This is a genomic window from Vibrio sp. GJ43-1 (assembly GCF_055808835.1).
This window is the reverse complement of record NZ_CM147884.1, coordinates 175,254-192,583: the sequence shown is the minus strand read 5'-3', so window position 1 is coordinate 192,583 and position 17,330 is coordinate 175,254. Positions and strand designations below refer to the sequence as shown.

Genomic DNA, 17,330 nt, shown 5'->3' with positions numbered 1-17,330 from the left:
CCTTATAGCTTCTTAGCATTCTCGATAGCATCGTCGATAGTACCGCAGTACATAAACGCTTGCTCTGGAATGTCGTCGTAGTCACCAGCTAGTAGACCTTTAAAGCCACGTAGTGTCTCTTTAAGAGATACATAGATGCCAGGGTCGCCAGTAAATACTTCAGCTACGTGATAAGGCTGAGTTAGGAAACGTTCAATCTTACGAGCACGAGATACAAGTTGCTTATCTTCTTCAGACAGCTCATCCATACCTAGAATCGCAATGATATCTTTCAGCTCTTTATAGCGCTGAAGCGTTTGCTGAACACCACGAGCCACATCATAGTGCTCTTGACCTACTACAAGTGGATCAAGTTGACGAGATGTAGAATCCAGTGGGTCGATCGCAGGGTATAGACCCATTGCAGCAATACTACGGTTTAGTGTAACCGTTGCATCCAAGTGCGCGAACGTCGTTGCTGGAGATGGATCCGTCAAGTCATCCGCAGGTACGTATACCGCTTGAATCGACGTAATCGATCCTGACTTAGTTGACGTGATACGCTCCTGTAGTACACCCATCTCTTCTGCAAGAGTTGGCTGGTAACCTACCGCAGATGGCATACGACCTAGAAGTGCCGATACCTCTGTTCCCGCTAGGGTATAACGGTAGATGTTATCGATGAACAGTAGTACGTCACGACCTTCGTCACGGAAACGTTCTGCCATCGTTAGACCAGTCAGTGCAACACGTAGACGGTTGCCCGGTGGCTCGTTCATCTGACCGTAAACCATTGCTACTTTTGATTCTTCAGGGTTTTTAACGTTTACAACGCCAGCTTCCTGCATCTCAAAGTAGAAATCGTTACCTTCACGAGTACGCTCACCAACACCTGCGAATACAGACAAACCAGAGTGTTGTAGTGCGATGTTGTTAATAAGTTCCATCATGTTGACGGTCTTACCTACACCAGCACCACCGAATAGACCAATTTTACCACCCTTAGCGAATGGGCAAATCAAGTCGATTACTTTAACACCTGTTTCTAGAAGAGATGTCTCGCTAGATTGCTCTTCATAGCTTGGCGCTTCACGGTGAATCGCATAACTTTCTTCCGCACCGATCTCACCACACTCATCAATCGCATCACCAAGAACATTCATGATACGACCAAGAGTCTTAGTACCTACTGGTACTGAGATTGGAGCGCCAGTGTTTTCTACTGTCAAACCACGACGTAAACCATCAGAGCTACCCATTACGATACAACGAACTACGCCACCGCCTAGTTGTTGTTGAACTTCAAGAACGAGACGCTCTTTAGATTCTGTAACGTTTAGAGCGTCGTATATACTAGGTACATCGCTCTGTGGGAACTCTACGTCGACTACCGCACCGATGATCTGTACGATCTTACCTGTAGCCATCGTTAATCCTCTATCTATTTCGTTTTACCTAAGCTTAAACTGCAGCCGCACCTGAAACGATTTCTGATAGCTCTTGTGTAATAGCCGCTTGACGCGCTTTGTTGTACACAAGTTCTAAATCATCAATCAGGTTGCTCGCGTTATCTGTTGCAGCTTTCATTGCAATCATTCGAGCCGCTTGCTCACAAGCAAGGTTCTCTACCACACCCTGATACACTTGAGATTCGATATAACGAAGCAATAGTGCATCTAGTAATGGTTTTGGCTCAGGCTCATAAATGTAACCCCAAGAATGATTGCGCTGCATTTCTTCGCTTTCTGATTTAGGCAAAGGTAGCAATTGATCGATCGTTGGTTCCTGTACCATAGTGTTCACAAAGTGGTTATACACTACGTACAGGCGATCCAATTCGCCGTCGTCATATTTCTTTAGCATAACGCCAACTGTACCGATAAGGTCTTCTAAGCTTGGGCTATCGCCTAAACCAGAAACCTGTGCCGCTACTTTAGCGCCGCTATTATTAAAAAATGCCGTTGCTTTTGAGCCGATAACAGCCAACTCAATTTCAGCACCTTTTTCTTTCCAATCCTTAAGCTCAAGGACAGTCTTCTTGAACAAGTTAATGTTCAAACCGCCACATAAGCCTCGGTCGGTAGAAACAATGACGTAACCAACACGCTTGGCTTCACGCTCTTCTAGGTACGGATGTTGGTACTCTAGATTTGCATTTGCCAAATGACCGATCACTTTACGCATAGTTTCAGCGTATGGACGAGAAGCTTCACGCGAGTCTTGCGAACGACGCATTTTTGAAGCTGCTACCATTTCCATCGCTTTCGTAATTTTCTGAGTGCTCTTCACACTACCGATTTTATTACGTATCTCTTTTGCGTCAAGCCATCGTTACTCTCCATAAGTGGTGACCTAAAGGTCACCCACTAATTACCAAGTCTGGGTTGCTTTGAAATCGTCCGTCAGCTTTTTCAACTGAGCTTCGATTTCTTTGTTGTAAGCACCCGTTGTGTTGATCTCTTTAATAAGATCAGCATACTGGATTTGAGCGTACGATAGTAAAGCTGCTTCGAAGTCTAGAATCTTATTGATTGCTACATCTTCTAAGTAACCACGTTCCGCCGCAAAGATCACAAGCGCTTGGTCAAATACTGACATAGGAGCGTATTGCTTCTGCTTCATCAACTCAGTCACTTTCTGACCATGACTTAGCTGACGCTTGGTCGCTTCGTCTAGATCCGATGAGAACTGAGCAAACGCTGCTAGCTCACGATAAGCCGCTAGTGCAGTACGAATACCACCAGATAGCTTCTTGATAATCTTAGTCTGAGCTGCACCACCTACACGAGATACTGAAATACCAGGGTCAACCGCTGGGCGTACGCCCGAGTTGAATGCTTCAGTTTGTAGGAAGATTTGACCATCAGTAATCGAGATTACGTTCGTCGGTACGAATGCAGATACGTCACCAGCTTGAGTTTCGATAATAGGAAGAGCAGTTAAAGAACCAGTCTTACCTTTTACTTCACCATTAGTGAAACGCTCTACGTACTCTTCGCTTACACGAGCTGCACGCTCTAGAAGACGAGAGTGAAGGTAGAATACGTCACCAGGGAAAGCCTCACGGCCAGGTGGACGCTTCAATAGTAGAGAGATCTGACGGTAAGCTACCGCTTGCTTAGACAAGTCATCATAAACAATTAGTGCATCTTCACCACGATCACGGAAGTATTCACCCATTGCACAACCAGCATATGGTGCTAGGTATTGCAGTGCAGCAGATTCAGAAGCTGATGCAACAACAACGATAGTATTCGCTAGTGCACCATGCTCTTCCAGTTTACGCACTACGTTGGCAATTGTTGATGCCTTTTGGCCAATCGCTACGTAGATAGAGAAGATACCAGAATCTTTCTGGTTAATGATTGAGTCGATCGCCAGTGCTGTTTTACCAATCTGACGGTCACCGATGATAAGTTCACGTTGACCACGACCGATTGGGATCATTGAGTCGACAGACTTATAGTCAGGTTTGTACTGGTTGATCTACCGATTTACGGTCGATTACACCAGGTGCAATCACTTCTACTGGTGAAGTAAGCTTAGCTTCAATTGGGCCTTTGCCATCAATAGGCTCACCTAGTGTGTTTACTACACGACCAAGCATTTCAGGACCAACTGGTACTTCAAGAATACGACCAGTACCTGTTACTTTCATGCCTTCTCTAAGGTCGGCATATGGTCCCATTACAACTGCACCAACCGAGTCACGCTCGAGGTTAAGTGCGAGTGCATAACGGCCACCCGGTAATTCAATCATTTCACCTTGCATCACGTCCGCTAGGCCGTGAATGCGAATGATACCGTCGCTTACCGAAACGATTGTACCTTCATTACGAGCTTCACTCACAACATCGAAAGATTCGATACGCTGCTTGATTAGGTCGCTTATTTCTGTGGAATTAAGTTGCATGCTCCAATCCCCATCAAGACTGCATTGCATCACTCAGGCGGTTCAAACGACCGCGTGCTGAGTTATCAATTACAAGATCTCCGGCTCGAATAATAACCCCACCAAGTAGGGTCTCATCTACACTGCAATTCAGCTTAACTTTACGCTCAAAGCGTGTTTCAAGTTTGCTACTGATCTCAGCAATTTGCTCATCGGTTAGCTCGCTTGCAGACATGACGTCTACATCGATGAGTTTCTCGTGCTGTTTTTTCAGCGCAACAAACTCAACTAACACGGTAGGCAATACCGCTAATCGACCATTTTCAGCCATTACTTTTATTAAGTTATGACCAAAAGCATCAAACTGTTCACCGCCAACCGTAATGAAAATCTCTGCAATTTTATCTGCAGTCACAGAACCTGAAAGCAGGTCTGCGATATTTTCATTGCTGGCGATTTCCGCGGCGAAAGTTAGCATGTCGACCCACTGGTCTAATGCGTTCTTTTCAACCGCAAAGTCAAAAGCTGCTTTAGCATAGGGGCGTGCAATTGTTGTCAGTTCAGACATGGGCGCCCCTCGCTTTAAAGTTTTGCAGTAATGTTATCAAGAATATCTTTTTGCGCATCTTTATCGATACTACGCTCAAGGATTTTCTCAGCACCAGCTACAGCCAGAGTTGCAACTTGTTTGCGCAGCTCATCGCGGGCACGGTTACGTTCAGCTTCAATTTCTGCTTCCGCTTGCGTTAGGATGTTCTGACGTTCAGTCAGAGCTTCTTCACGTGCTTCGTCAACAATTTGTGCTTTACGCTTGTTTGCCTGCTCAATGATCTCAGTTGCAGTGCGCTTCGCTTCTTTCATTTGGTCAGAAGCGTTGGCTTGTGCTAGATCCAAGTCCTTTGCAGCTCGTTCAGCTGCCATAAGACCGTCAGCAATTTTTTTCTGACGTTCTTCAATCGCATTCATGATTGGTGGCCATACATATTTCATGCAGAACCAAACAAACATAGCAAATGAGATTGCTTGACCTAGCAGAGTTGCGTTCATATTCACAACAGCTACCCCTCTAATATTTCATTGATTAGCTAAAATTAATCAGATGACAAGTCCAAAACCTGTCAGAGAAAAGCTGATTAACCTAGCTGACCAACGAATGGGTTCGCGAATGTGAATAGCAGTGCGATAACCACACCGATCATAGGAACCGCATCAAGTAGACCAGCGATGATAAACATCTTAACTTGAAGCATCGGAGCCATTTCAGGTTGACGAGCTGCGCCCTCAAGGAATTTACCACCTAAAAGACCGAAGCCGATCGCCGTACCAAATGCTGCCATACCGATCATGATACCTACGGCGATTGCAGAAAAGCTCAGTAAAGTTTCCATTACTATCTCCAATTTATAGTTGTTGGCTTAAAGTTGCCCAAATAAAAAGCGTTAATTAAATAATTAGTGATCGTCTTCGTGAGCCATTGATAGATAAACAATTGTTAACATCATGAACACGAAAGCTTGGATCAAAATAACTAGAATATGGAATATTGCCCATGGTAATGAGCCCATCCATTGTAAATACCACGGTAGCATTGCAGCACAAAGAATAAAGACAACTTCACCCGCAAACATGTTACCAAACAAACGCATACCTAGTGATAGTGGCTTCGAAAGCAAAGACACAACCTCGATAAGCATGTTAAATGGAATCATGATTGGATTGTTAAATGGGTGGAGTGTCAACTCCTTGATGAACGTTACTGGTCCTTTCACTTTGATGCTGTAGTAAATCATCAGAGCAAAAACACCTAACGCCATAGCCATGGTGATATTAACATCTGCAGAAGGAACCACTTTCATATAAGGGATGCCTATCTGCTCTGCAGAGTAAGGAATGAAGTCAATTGGAACTAAATCCATGACGTTCATTAAAAATACCCAACAGAAGATAGTTAGTGCTAAGGGGGCTATTAATGCATTGCGTCCATGAAACGTTTCTTTGACGTTTTCGTCAACGAATTCAACGACCATTTCAACAAAACACTGCAGCTTGCCCGGCACACCAGCTGTTGCTTTCTTAGCAACTGAACGAAATACTCCTAGGAATATAAGACCAGTCAACACAGAAAAAAACAGGCTATCGATATGTACGTTCCAGAAACTCGTCTCCTCCACTAGACCTAAACTTCCTAAAGAAAGGTTAGTTAAGTGGTGAGAGATGTATCCGGCCGATGTAAGCGCTTCACCTGGCGCAGCCATAACTCATCCTATTTTTTGTTGTTAACGACAATTACTGGCGCCATAAGGTTAATTAAGAGAGCCAGTAAAAATGTGAAATTCAAGGGAAGTACTTCCACCTGAATATACATGTAAGCGATTGAAAATAGAGCCGCCGTAATGAGGATTTTCAATGCAGCTCCTGCATAGAACGACGCGGCTACCTTTTGAGCAGCACGAGCCCCACTAAACAGAAATGCACAAAACGCAAATGTTGCATTGGCGATAACAAAAATGCCACCTCCAATTAGCGCTGAAATTCCCCACTCAGCATTTACGGCAACTGTCATTCCAACAGCTACAAACGTAACCGCGCACACTTGAATCAGCAACAATCGCTTTGCGAGCTCTCGTCCTGGTTTAGCTAGCACTGCTACCATGTATTCTTACCTTTGTTTATATCCACTACGCACCTATTACTACTGTGCAAAGAGATTTGCGAAAATTATACGTTTCACCAAAGTATTTGCAATCAAAGCACATCAAAAAGGTGCACTTTTATTCACAAAACCATAACTTTCGCACAAAAAATCAATTTATAGATAATTGACCTACATCAATTATCTCATTTAGCTTTCAAGCTTGGCAATAAGTTGCTCTAATTTGTGAGCCTCATCAAGACTTATAGTAAGTTTTGCTTTTCCGCTTGCATTTCGAGTTAAAGATACTTTAGCCCCTAACTTTTCACTCAAACGCAGTGAAATTTCTTGTGCTGCGCTATCTTCTGACTGTTTTTTATCAGAAGAGTTCGGTTTTAAGCACTTTTTCACTAAATCTTCGGTCTGACGGACTGTGAGACTCTTCTTAGCTACGCTGGCGGCGATATCACATTGAAGCTCACCCTCAAGAGCAAGTAATGCTCTTGCGTGTCCCATATCTATCTTTTTATTTTCGACAAGCGCCTTAACAGGCAACTCAAGCTGATTAAGACGAAGTAAGTTACTCACCGCGGTTCGCGACTTTCCAATCACGTCGGCAACTTGCTGATGCGTGAGTTCAAATTCGTCTTGTAGGCGCTCTAACGCTTGGGCTTCTTCGATGGCGTTTAAGTCTTCACGTTGAATATTTTCTATCAACGCCATCGCAATGGCCGCTTTATCTTGTACATTTTTAATAATGCACGGAACCTGTTTTAAGCCTGCTTGTCTTGCTGCGCGCCAACGTCTCTCACCTGCAATTATCTCATATTGCTCATGATCAACCTGTCGAACCACGATAGGCTGGATAATACCTTGAGATTGGATTGACGCAGACAGTTCTTCAAGCGCCTCAGGAGCCATATCCTTACGAGGCTGATAGACACCTGGACGTAAGCTATTAATCGATAAATCGGTTAAGTCACCGTCCGAAGAAAGCGATTGGCTATGAGTGGCAACCTGCTGCTTCTCTCTTGCCATAGAGCTCGTTGACAGCAGTGCATCGAGTCCTTTTCCTAAACCACGTTTAGACATTCAATCAATTCCTTAAGAGTGTTATACCAGTGTTTCTTCGCGTCGAAGCATCTCACCTGCAAGGGCAAGATAAGCCTTGGCACCAGCAGAGTACTTATCGTAATACATTGCTGGTTTACCATGACTCGGTGCTTCTGCTAGACGAACATTCCTAGGAATGACAGTTCGGTAAACTTTGTCACCAAAATGTTTCTTTAACTGATCAGACACCTCATTCGAAAGTCGATTGCGAGGGTCGTACATGGTTCGGAGTAAGCCTTCGATTTTGAGATTATCATTCACGACTGCCGCCAATTTGCTAATGGTATCCATTAACGCCGTAAGTCCTTCTAATGCAAAATACTCACATTGCATTGGCACTAATACAGAATCTGCAGCAGCCATCGCGTTAATTGTAAGTAGGTTGAGAGAGGGAGGACAATCGATAAAGATGAAATCATAGTTATCGCGGATTGGCGCAAGAGCATGTTTTAAGCGAACTTCGCGTGCAAACACTTCCATTAGTTTGATTTCAGCAGCAGTTACATCACCATTAGCCGCAATCAAATCATACTGGCCAGATGTGTGCGTACAGACTACTTGTTCAAAAGGAAGCTCATCAACCAGCAAATCGTAAGCAGTTGTTTCGATTTGATACTTGTCGACGCCACTGGCCATTGTCGCATTGCCTTGAGGATCTAAATCGATCACCAAAACCTTACGTTTAGTCGCAGCCATTGATGCCGCCAAATTAATACATGTAGTTGTTTTTCCTACGCCACCTTTCTGGTTGGCGATAGCGACAATTTTTCCCACGACAACTTCTCCATCATCCCTGTTTGGACAAGATTACAAGATGACGGTCACCTTCCAACTCAGGAACTTGCAAAGGTTTGATATCGGTCACAGAACACCACTCAGGTAAGTCAGAAACTTCTTGTTCATGAACCTGACCTTTCAGTGCGTAGAAGCATCCTGTTGATTCTTTGGGTAAATGTTTACACCAATTCACCATATCTGTCATCGATGCAAAAGCTCGACTTAAGACGCCATCAAATCCACCTTTAGGGTCAAATTCTTCAACGCGAGACTGAACAGCCGTAACGTTCTCAATGCCTAGCTCATGAACAACTTGCTTAATGAAACGAATTCGTTTTCCCAAGCTATCCAGTAATACAAAGGTTTTATTTGGATGCATTATGGCCAACGGAATCCCAGGTAAACCAGGCCCCGTCCCCACATCAATAAACCGCTCACCGATAATATGCTCACCAACCACAATGCTATCAAGAATATGTTTCACTAACATATCTTCAGGGTTTCTAACGGAAGTCAGGTTATAGGCCTTATTCCACTTATGCAGCAACTCAACATACCCGACGAGCTGCTCTTTTTGAAGATCAGACACTTGCAGTGACGTCTCTGACAGTAATAGATCTAATTTTTCTCGTAGAGCGCTCACGCTGCTTCACCTTTTTTAAGTAAACCTTGCTTCTTGAGGTAAACAAGAATAATCGAAATAGCCGCAGGGGTAATACCGGAAATACGAGAAGCAATGCCCACCGTTTCTGGTTTAGCTTCTGTCAATTTAGCGACCACCTCATTGGATAAACCGCTTACATCGCTATAACGAATATTTTCAGGAATCGCGGTATTTTCATGACGCATTGCTTTGGCAATTTCGTCTTGCTGCCTTTGAATATAACCTTCGTATTTTACTTGTATCTCAACTTGCTCAGCCGCCTGTTGATCTTCGATCGCAGGTGAAAATGCATCCAAAGAAGTCAGCGTTTGATAAGTGATCTCTGGACGTCTTAATAGATCTTCACCGCTTGCTTCGCGAGAAATTGGGGTTTTCAACAATGCGTTTAGCGCATCGATACCGTCCGACTTTGGATTAACCCACGTTTCTTTTAGGCGTTGACGCTCAGCCGTTAGATTGTCCATTTTTTCGTTAAAACGTTGCCAACGGTGATCATCAATCAGCCCAAGTGTTCTCGCTTGTTCTGTTAATCGCATATCAGCATTATCTTCACGCAGCAGCAAACGATACTCTGCACGAGAAGTAAACATTCGATAAGGTTCTTTCGTTCCCATCGTCGATAAATCATCAATCAATACGCCCATGTAGGCTTGATCACGACGTGGGCTCCACCCTTCTTTTCCTTGGCTGAACAAACTCGCGTTTAAGCCAGCCATCAACCCTTGGGCCGCGGCTTCCTCATAACCAGTTGTTCCATTAATTTGTCCGGCAAAGAACAAGCCTTGGATAAATTTTGTTTCATACGTTTGCTTCAAATCGCGTGGATCAAAGAAATCATATTCAATCGCATACCCAGGACGAACGATATGGGCATTTTCGAACCCTTTCATGGAACGAACAATTTGGATCTGTACATCAAATGGAAGACTGGTCGAAATTCCATTTGGGTATAATTCGTGTGTTGTTAGGCCTTCAGGTTCAATAAATATCTGATGGCTATTTTTATCAGCAAAGCGCATGACTTTGTCTTCGATCGATGGACAGTATCGAGGACCAATGCCTTCAATTACACCTAGGCATACATTGGGCTACGATCGAGGTTTGCTCGAATCACATCATGAGTTTGCTCATTGGTGTGAGTAATAAAACACGGGATTTGAGTTGGATGCTGTTCACGCTTACCAACAAAAGAAAAAGCCGGTGTTGGATTGTCGCCATGTTGAGCTTCTAGCACAGAGAAGTCGACACTGCGTGCATCGATACGAGGTGGTGTACCTGTTTTTAGACGATCGACTCTAAATGGTAAATCACGCAGTCGATGCGCAAGCGCGATAGACGGTTGATCGCCCATACGTCCACCAGATGAACTTTCCATTCCAATATGGATCTTTCCGCCAAGGAATGTCCCTACCGTTAACACGACAGCTTGTGCATGGAACTTCAAACCCATCTCTGTCACCACGCCGCGAATTTGATCATTATCTACGATCAAATCATCCACAGATTGCTGAAATAACGTTAGGTTAGGTGTGTTCTCAAGCACATTACGAACATAAGCCTTGTATAGGGCTCGATCCGCTTGAGCTCGTGTTGCTCTTACTGCTGGTCCTTTAGAGGCGTTTAATGTTCGAAATTGAATACCAGAATGATCGATTGCCTTGGCCATCAAACCACCCAGAGCATCGACTTCTTTAACCAGATGACCCTTACCAATACCACCTATTGCTGGGTTACATGACATCTGTCCCAACGTATCAATGTTGTGTGTCAGTAAAAGTGTTTTTTGCCCGGTGCGGGCAGATGCGAGTGCGGCTTCCGTTCCTGCATGTCCGCCACCGACTATGATGACATCAAATGTTTCGTGATAAAGCATGAACCGACCTCGTATTCAATCGACAAAATGGACTAACCAAAAGGAGACGTATTCTACCGCTTTTCTTGTAGCGAGAACATCGCTTTTCGCAACTTTTGGATCTTGTTAAAAAGAACTATTAAATAGGGATCTATATATATGATCTTTTATTAGATCTATTATTAGGATCGACCATTTCTGTGGATAACTAAAAAATGATCAACAAAACCATGGATCTTTTTATGATCAGTTCTTGTGATCTTGCTTTGATCTAATCTTGTATTAGCTGGGATCAAAAAGGCTACTTATGCACAGGGGGCAAAACAAGAAAAAGTTACTATTTGGATAAATATAGCTTTTACACTGGAAATAGCATGACTTATCCACATAAGATTGGTGATTTTTTTAGTTTCTGGGAAGGAAATTTAGAGGGAAGTTATGCACAATTGTAAAAAAAGCGGCTTTCGCCGCTTTTTCTTTATTGGAATTTGCTGATGTTTTCGTTAAGCCAAGCTTCAGCGGCATCCTCCGGGACTTGATCATTAAGAATGTCTATCTCTAGGCCTTCTGCGATTGGTGTTGCGCCTATGTCTTCGAGAAGATCGAAGGCATGTTTTCCTGCGGCACAAAATGTATCGTAGCTTGAGTCACCAATCGCAATGACGGCATATTTTACTGTCGACATTCGGGGTGGGGTGTTTTGTAGGTCTGCAATGAACGGTTGAATGTTATCTGGATAATCGCCCGCACCGTGAGTAGAGGTGATTATGAACCAGATACCATCGGCTTCAATGTCTGCGAGTTGAGGTTGATTATGAATTGTTGTGGTGAACCCTTGCTCTATGAGTAGATCGCTTAGATGGTCACCCACATACTCCGCACCACCTAGTGTGCTACCTGTAATGATATGAATCATGCTCATTCCTTTATTTACCGATACAAAACGATGAGAAAATACGACCTAGTAGATCATCAGAGCTAAACTCACCCGTAATTTCATTGAGATGCTGCTGAGTTATTCTTAGCTCTTCTGCTAAAATTTCTCCTGCCATGTAGCCTTCAAGCTGTTGTTGGCCAATACTGAGGTGTTCGGCAGCACGCTCCAATGCATCAAGGTGGCGTCTTCGAGCCATAAAGCCGCCTTCATTCGCACCAGAAAAGCCCATGATAGACTTTAAATGTTCGCGAAGGGCATCGATACCTTCAACGGTTCGTGCCGATAGGCGAATCAGTGTTGGTGCATTGACGTGACAAATGCCAAGCGCCTCATTGGTTTCATCCACCTTATTGCGAATTACGGTGATGCCAATAGATTCTGGAAGACGATCCATAAAATCAGGCCATATTTCTTTTGGATCCGTGGCATCTGTCGTGGTGCCATCAACCATAAAGAGAACACGATCAGCTTGATTAATTTCTTCCCAAGCACGTTCAATGCCTATTTTTTCTACTTCGTCGGATGCTTCGCGTAGACCTGCGGTATCGATTATATGCAGTGGCATGCCATCAATGTGGATATGCTCACGTAGTACATCTCGCGTAGTGCCTGCGATATCCGTTACGATGGCAGACTCTTTACCGGATAAGGCATTGAGTAGGCTTGATTTACCTGCATTTGGACGACTAGGCTATGACGACCTTCATGCCTTCACGCATGATCGATCCCTGGTTGGCCTCTTTTCTAACGGCTTCAAGGTTATCGATTATCGACTGTAAGTCATTAGAGACCTTACCGTCGGCTAAGAAGTCAATTTCTTCTTCGGGAAAGTCAATGGCGGCTTCTACGTAGATTCGTAGGTAAATTAGGGATTCCACCAGCACGTGTATACGTTTAGAGAATTCACCTTGCAGTGATTGAAGCGCCGATTTTGCCGCCTCTTCTGAACTGGCATCAATAAGATCGGCAATCGCTTCTGCTTGTGTTAAATCCATTTTGTCGTTCATGAAGGCACGTTCGGAAAATTCTCCCGGTCGTGCTGGACGAACGCCTGGAATAAGCAAAATACGCTTAATCAGCATATCCATGACCACCGGGCCACCATGGCCCTGCAGTTCTAGGACATCTTCACCCGTAAAGGAATGTGGGTTTGGGAAATACAGGGCGATGCCTTGGTCAATTTCTGAATCATCGTCAGATTTAAAGGCAAGGTATTCTGCATAACGCGGTTTAAGTTCACGTCCGGTGACGGCAAGCGCAACCTGAGATGCCGCAGGGCCTGAGACGCGGATAATACCGACGCCACCACGGCCAGGTGCGGTGGCTTGTGCCACAATAGTGTCTGTTGTCATGGGGTTTGCCTTAATCGCAATACGTTAGCCAAATTGTAATCATGGAGACTAAAAAAGGCGACCCTTAAGGTCGCCTTTTATTGTTATTTACTCGTTTTGGATTACTTAGAGTGCAATCCTTTCTTTTCCAACGCTCGGTAGATTAGAGTTTGTTGAATCAGAGTCACGATGTTTGAAACCAACCAGTATAGAACTAGGCCAGATGGGAACCAAAGGAAGAAGAAAGTAAACATAACTAGGCATAAAGGTCATGATCTTCTGCTGCATTGGATCCGTCACAGTTGTTGGGCTCATTTTTTGAATCAAGAACATACTCGCACCCATCAATAATGGAAGGATGTAGTAAGGGTCTTGTGCTGAAAGGTCAGTGATCCAGCCAAAGAATGGCGAGTGACGCAGTTCAACAGATTCCATGAGTGCCCAATAAAGCGAAATGAAGATTGGCATTTGTAAGATAATTGGAAGACAGCCACCCAGTGGGTTCACTTTCTCTTTCTTATACAGTTCCATCATTTCTTGGCTCATACGTTGGCGGTCATCACCAATACGTTCACGCATTGCTTGCAGCTTAGGCTGTAGCATGCGCATTTTTGCCATCGATGTGTATTGAGCCTTCGTCAGTGGGTACATAGCACCACGTACGATGAAGGTTAAACAGATAATCGCTAGACCCCAGTTCACGACAATGCCTTGAATAAACGACAATAGCGTGTGAAGTGGTTTTGCAATAAACCATAACCAACCGTAATCCACTACAAGGTCAAGGTTTGGCGCTGTAGCGGCCATTTGGTCTTGTAGCTTAGGACCCGCCCAAAGCGTCGCTTTAAGTTCAGCGGTTTGGCCATTACCAATGGTCTGATTTGGCATGCGAACACCAATATCAGCAAGGTTGCCAATAACACGGGTATAGAGATTGGTACCCGGTGCTTCGCGTGGGATCCATGCGGCTGCAAAGTAGTGTTGGATCATTGCTGCCCAACCTTGACCATCAGTCAGGTTAAGAGACAGGTTGCGATCTTGCATGTCTTCAAAGCTGTATTTTTTATAACGCGTGTCTTGAGTTGAGTAAGCACCGCCATTATAAGTTGGCATCGTGATGCTGCCGCCCTTATCCTGAACATTTTGTCTCAGGTGAGCGTACATACCAAACGTCGCGTTTTGCCCAGATTGGTTGTCGATGTTGTATTCAACATCAACGGCATAGCTGCCACGCTTAAGAACGAAGGTTTTAACATAGTTAATGCCATTCGCAGTAAACGTCATAGGGATACGAAGTTCATCCTGACCATCTTGTAGCGTCAAGTTTTCTGTTGAAACTTGGTAAGCCGGACGGTCGGTACTGCTTAAATCAATACCTTGAGGGCCAACAAGACCACTTTGTGCAATAAACTGATGACCTTGTGAATCTTTAAGAAGTTCAAAAGGGTCTGCTGAATCTTGCTCAATCGCGTATTCGTTAAGATCTGCTGTTACTACATCGCCACCGATCGTATTGATGCCAAGCGTTAGCACATCAGTTTTCACTGTGATGATTTTCTCTGCAGCTGAAGTATGACCAGGAGCTGGATCATGTTCATCAGCGAAAGATGGTGCAGGTAGGGTACTACCTTGAGCCTGTTGTGTCGGTACTGGTGCTGGATTCTTGTACGATTGCCATTGGTTAAATAGCAAAAAAGAAACTAACGCCAAGCCGATTAACAGAATATTACGTTGAGAATCCATCGTTATTTATCTCTGTCTTGTTTTTGGACTGGTGGAATGGGGTCGTATCCCCCTTCATTCAAAGGATGACATCTTAATAGACGTTTGCCAGATAGCCAACACCCTTTTACAAAACCGTGAGCTTGTAAGGCTTCTATAGCGTAACGGGAGCAAGTTGGGGTAAACCGACAGCGAGGTCCGATTAGGGGACTAATGGTCCATCTATAAAGATAGACAAGTCCGATTGCTAACCACGCGAAGGGCGAGACAGGCGATGCCATAGTTTATCGAGAAGTTGGAACATTTCATCATTGCTAAGAGTTTGTGCGCTCTTCTTTGCAATAACAACAAAATCTTTGTTTGGAAGTTCATGTTGTTTGTTACGAAAGCTTTCACGAGTAAGTCGTTTAAAGTGATTTCTAGCGACAGCTGTTTTTATCTGCTTTTTAGGAACCGCAAGACCGAGACGTGGGTGTGAAAGAGAGTTTTTACGAGCAATGATGGTGAAATGAGGGGAGTAAGCTCGATGAGCTTGCTTAAATACGTTTTGATAATGCTCGGGAGTTAACAAACGTAACTCCCGAATAAAGGCGTGCTTCTTATTCAAAATAGTCAATTATTTTGAAAGACGCGCACGGCCTTTTGCACGACGTGCATTAATTGTTTTACGACCGTTCTTAGTCGCCATGCGTGCACGGAAGCCGTGAGTACGCTTGCGCTTTAGAACTGAAGGTTGAAAAGTGCGTTTAGACATGGTTATTACCTTTACTGATCAGTAGTTTTAGGTTCTCGTTGAACCCGGCGTGGGAGAAATACCCTTCTCTATAAATAAAGAGGAAATCCGACGCCTCTCAACAAAGAGGCGGAATTGTAATCACTGTGGCTCAAAGAGTCAATAATCAGTTCAATTTCAATTCCGGTCGGCGGATTATACGTTTTGTGAGCCAGAGCGCAAGGATCCTTATTCGATCCCGACCTGATTTAGGAACTTTTTTAACTGTATATCCTGTGGATCGTTAAAAATTTGCTCTGGTGGACCTTGTTCCACGATGTGACCATTGGCCATAAAGATCACTTTATCAGCGACTTCGCGGGCAAATTGCATTTCGTGAGTAACCACTAACATGGTTTGATGTTGCGTGGCTAATTTTTTCATTAAATTTAATACTTCACCGACCCATTCAGGATCAAGAGCGGAAGTTGGCTCATCAAATAGCAATAATTCAGGTTGCAGAGCCATGGCGCGTCCAATTCCAACTCGTTGTTGTTGACCACCAGAAAGTGACGCTGGGTATTGCTGCGCTTTGTCCCCTAGACCGATATCATCAAGAATCTGTTGAGCTCGTGCCAATGCTTGCGGCTTTTTCCAGCCTTTTACGGTAATTAAACCTTCAGCAATGTTTTGTTTTGCCGTCATATGGGCAAATAAGGCGTAGTTTTGGAACACAAAGCCTGTTTTTCTGCGCAGTGCCAATACTTCTGCTTTGGTGTGATTTTGGCAATCAACCGTCACATCATCAATAGAGATTGTGCCTTGGTTGGCTTCTTCGAGGAAATTAACACAACGAAGCAGCGTGGATTCTACGGTACCACTTGAACCAATGACCACCACGATTTCGCCTTGTTTTATATCGATATCGATGCCTTTCAAGACCTCGGTATCCCCAAAGCGTTTATGAATATTATGTAATTTGATCATCGTTGGTACGCCTTATTCAATCTTTGTTCCGCCCATACTTGAACGCGAGTGAGCACTAACACAACTCCCCAATAAATAAGAGCGACGGCTAAAAACGCTTCAAAAAATCGAAAGCTTGAAGAAGCTTCCATTTGAGCTTTGGCCATGATTTCGGCGACACCAAGGGTAAAAGCAAGTGATGTCGATTTGATCATATCAATGAAGTAGTTCATTAATGATGGCAGTGCGACTCGTGTCGCTTGCGGTAAAATAATACGGCGCATGGCCTGACTTTTCGTCATGCCGACAGACAGACTGGCTTCCATCTGACTGCGATCAATACCAATAATGGCGGCTCGAATACTTTCTGCCATATAGGCGGCGAAGTGCAAGGTAAGACCAATAACCGCAGCGCTAAAGGCATTCAATCCTACCATCCACGGAAAAACTTGCGGTAACCCGTAATAGAGCAGAAAGAGTTGCACTAGCAGCGGCGTGCCACGGAAGAAGCTAATATACAGTTGGCTGAGCTGGTCCAATACCGGGATTTTGAATACTCGAATATTGGCTAATATCACTGATAGGATCAGTGAGAAAAACAGCCCCCATATTGCCATCTCCATTGTGGTTCCAAGGTACTTAAATAGTATTGGCAATAGATCGAGCATGTATTGAAAATCAAATCCCATAACGCATCCAAAACTTAGAAAAATAAACGCCCACTACTGATAAGAGTAGTGGGCGTATGCATAG

Annotated in this window: 16 protein-coding genes and 4 pseudogenes; all 20 read right to left on the bottom strand. The window is 44.1% G+C overall.

Annotated features, from left to right (window positions below; genetic code table 11):
* Nucleotides 1-2: 2 nt before the first annotated feature.
* The 20 genes and pseudogenes from atpD to AC0L66_RS00905 all read right to left on the bottom strand — a co-directional run bounded on the left by atpD (nucleotide 3) and on the right by AC0L66_RS00905 (nucleotide 17,266).
* Nucleotides 3-1,406 carry a F0F1 ATP synthase subunit beta gene (gene atpD, locus AC0L66_RS01000; RefSeq protein WP_265676786.1) on the bottom strand — a complete coding sequence of 468 codons (1,404 nt, stop codon included), beginning with the start codon at nucleotides 1,404-1,406 and terminating at the stop codon, nucleotides 3-5.
* A 34-nt stretch (nucleotides 1,407-1,440) separates the two neighbouring features.
* Nucleotides 1,441-2,289: a F0F1 ATP synthase subunit gamma gene (gene atpG, locus AC0L66_RS00995; RefSeq protein WP_473569162.1), complete on the bottom strand. Its 849-nt coding sequence runs from the start codon at nucleotides 2,287-2,289 to the stop codon at nucleotides 1,441-1,443.
* A gap of 60 nt (nucleotides 2,290-2,349) precedes the next feature.
* Nucleotides 2,350-3,892, bottom strand: a pseudogene (atpA, locus tag AC0L66_RS00990) (F0F1 ATP synthase subunit alpha).
* 13 nt (nucleotides 3,893-3,905) lie between these two features.
* Nucleotides 3,906-4,439, bottom strand: a complete 534-nt coding sequence (atpH, locus tag AC0L66_RS00985; RefSeq protein WP_265676789.1) for a F0F1 ATP synthase subunit delta — start codon at nucleotides 4,437-4,439, stop codon at nucleotides 3,906-3,908.
* 14 nt (nucleotides 4,440-4,453) lie between these two features.
* On the bottom strand, nucleotides 4,454-4,924 hold the full coding sequence (atpF, locus tag AC0L66_RS00980) for a F0F1 ATP synthase subunit B (RefSeq protein WP_250619294.1): 471 nt from the start codon (nucleotides 4,922-4,924) through the stop codon (nucleotides 4,454-4,456).
* Between the two features lie 80 nt (nucleotides 4,925-5,004).
* Nucleotides 5,005-5,259 (bottom strand): F0F1 ATP synthase subunit C, encoded by a 255-nt coding sequence (gene atpE / locus AC0L66_RS00975; RefSeq protein WP_102470019.1) that lies wholly within the window; start codon nucleotides 5,257-5,259, stop codon nucleotides 5,005-5,007.
* Nucleotides 5,260-5,322: 63 nt separating this feature from the next.
* The gene (gene atpB, locus AC0L66_RS00970; protein ID WP_250619295.1) at nucleotides 5,323-6,126 is read right to left on the bottom strand and encodes a F0F1 ATP synthase subunit A; all 804 of its coding nucleotides are present in this window, start codon (nucleotides 6,124-6,126) and stop codon (nucleotides 5,323-5,325) included.
* A gap of 8 nt (nucleotides 6,127-6,134) precedes the next feature.
* Nucleotides 6,135-6,524 carry a F0F1 ATP synthase subunit I gene (locus AC0L66_RS00965; protein WP_102470062.1) on the bottom strand — a complete coding sequence of 130 codons (390 nt, stop codon included), beginning with the start codon at nucleotides 6,522-6,524 and terminating at the stop codon, nucleotides 6,135-6,137.
* Nucleotides 6,525-6,713: 189 nt separating this feature from the next.
* Nucleotides 6,714-7,595, bottom strand: a complete 882-nt coding sequence (locus tag AC0L66_RS00960) for a ParB/RepB/Spo0J family partition protein (protein WP_265676790.1) — start codon at nucleotides 7,593-7,595, stop codon at nucleotides 6,714-6,716.
* A gap of 21 nt (nucleotides 7,596-7,616) precedes the next feature.
* Nucleotides 7,617-8,390 carry a ParA family protein gene (locus tag AC0L66_RS00955; RefSeq protein WP_265676791.1) on the bottom strand — a complete coding sequence of 258 codons (774 nt, stop codon included), beginning with the start codon at nucleotides 8,388-8,390 and terminating at the stop codon, nucleotides 7,617-7,619.
* 13 nt (nucleotides 8,391-8,403) lie between these two features.
* Nucleotides 8,404-9,036: a 16S rRNA (guanine(527)-N(7))-methyltransferase RsmG gene (rsmG, locus tag AC0L66_RS00950; protein ID WP_473568103.1), complete on the bottom strand. Its 633-nt coding sequence runs from the start codon at nucleotides 9,034-9,036 to the stop codon at nucleotides 8,404-8,406.
* Nucleotides 9,033-10,930: pseudogene (mnmG, locus tag AC0L66_RS00945) on the bottom strand (tRNA uridine-5-carboxymethylaminomethyl(34) synthesis enzyme MnmG). The gene rsmG and the pseudogene mnmG overlap by 4 nt, the downstream one beginning before the upstream one ends.
* A 457-nt stretch (nucleotides 10,931-11,387) precedes the next feature.
* On the bottom strand, nucleotides 11,388-11,825 hold the full coding sequence (gene mioC / locus AC0L66_RS00940; RefSeq protein WP_265676794.1) for an FMN-binding protein MioC: 438 nt from the start codon (nucleotides 11,823-11,825) through the stop codon (nucleotides 11,388-11,390).
* A gap of 10 nt (nucleotides 11,826-11,835) precedes the next feature.
* Nucleotides 11,836-13,198 (bottom strand): annotated as a pseudogene (gene mnmE, locus AC0L66_RS00935) (tRNA uridine-5-carboxymethylaminomethyl(34) synthesis GTPase MnmE).
* Between the two features lie 101 nt (nucleotides 13,199-13,299).
* Nucleotides 13,300-14,920 (bottom strand): annotated as a pseudogene (gene yidC / locus AC0L66_RS00930) (membrane protein insertase YidC).
* Nucleotides 14,921-14,922: 2 nt separating this feature from the next.
* Nucleotides 14,923-15,180, bottom strand: coding sequence for a membrane protein insertion efficiency factor YidD (gene yidD, locus AC0L66_RS00925; RefSeq protein ID WP_265676797.1), 258 nt, complete (start codon nucleotides 15,178-15,180; stop codon nucleotides 14,923-14,925).
* A complete protein-coding gene (gene rnpA, locus AC0L66_RS00920; RefSeq protein WP_473568101.1) occupies nucleotides 15,147-15,515 on the bottom strand; it encodes a ribonuclease P protein component in 369 nt (122 codons plus the stop codon). The genes yidD and rnpA overlap by 34 nt, the downstream gene beginning before the upstream one ends.
* A complete protein-coding gene (rpmH, locus tag AC0L66_RS00915) occupies nucleotides 15,516-15,653 on the bottom strand; it encodes a 50S ribosomal protein L34 (RefSeq protein WP_102470009.1) in 138 nt (45 codons plus the stop codon).
* A gap of 207 nt (nucleotides 15,654-15,860) precedes the next feature.
* Nucleotides 15,861-16,598, bottom strand: coding sequence for an amino acid ABC transporter ATP-binding protein (locus AC0L66_RS00910; RefSeq protein ID WP_473568100.1), 738 nt, complete (start codon nucleotides 16,596-16,598; stop codon nucleotides 15,861-15,863).
* The gene (locus AC0L66_RS00905) at nucleotides 16,595-17,266 is read right to left on the bottom strand and encodes an amino acid ABC transporter permease (RefSeq protein WP_250619306.1); all 672 of its coding nucleotides are present in this window, start codon (nucleotides 17,264-17,266) and stop codon (nucleotides 16,595-16,597) included. Before AC0L66_RS00905 ends, AC0L66_RS00910 begins: the two co-directional genes overlap by 4 nt.
* Between the last annotated feature and the right edge of the window lie 64 nt (nucleotides 17,267-17,330).

Excerpts from the sequence above, each read along its gene's own strand:
- atpD (WP_265676786.1), bottom strand. The coding sequence starts at position 1,406 with ATGGCTACAGGTAAGATCGTACAGATCATCGGTGCGGTAGTCGACGTA.
- atpH (WP_265676789.1), bottom strand. The coding sequence starts at position 4,439 with ATGTCTGAACTGACAACAATTGCACGCCCCTATGCTAAAGCAGCTTTT.
- atpE (WP_102470019.1), bottom strand. The coding sequence starts at position 5,259 with ATGGAAACTTTACTGAGCTTTTCTGCAATCGCCGTAGGTATCATGATC.
- atpB (WP_250619295.1), bottom strand. The coding sequence starts at position 6,126 with ATGGCTGCGCCAGGTGAAGCGCTTACATCGGCCGGATACATCTCTCAC.
- AC0L66_RS00965 (WP_102470062.1), bottom strand. The coding sequence starts at position 6,524 with ATGGTAGCAGTGCTAGCTAAACCAGGACGAGAGCTCGCAAAGCGATTG.
- AC0L66_RS00960 (WP_265676790.1), bottom strand. The coding sequence starts at position 7,595 with ATGTCTAAACGTGGTTTAGGAAAAGGACTCGATGCACTGCTGTCAACG.
- mioC (WP_265676794.1), bottom strand. The coding sequence starts at position 11,825 with ATGATTCATATCATTACAGGTAGCACACTAGGTGGTGCGGAGTATGTG.
- yidD (WP_265676797.1), bottom strand. The coding sequence starts at position 15,180 with ATGGCATCGCCTGTCTCGCCCTTCGCGTGGTTAGCAATCGGACTTGTC.
- rpmH (WP_102470009.1), bottom strand. The coding sequence starts at position 15,653 with ATGTCTAAACGCACTTTTCAACCTTCAGTTCTAAAGCGCAAGCGTACT.
- AC0L66_RS00910 (WP_473568100.1), bottom strand. The coding sequence starts at position 16,598 with ATGATCAAATTACATAATATTCATAAACGCTTTGGGGATACCGAGGTC.
- AC0L66_RS00905 (WP_250619306.1), bottom strand. The coding sequence starts at position 17,266 with ATGGGATTTGATTTTCAATACATGCTCGATCTATTGCCAATACTATTT.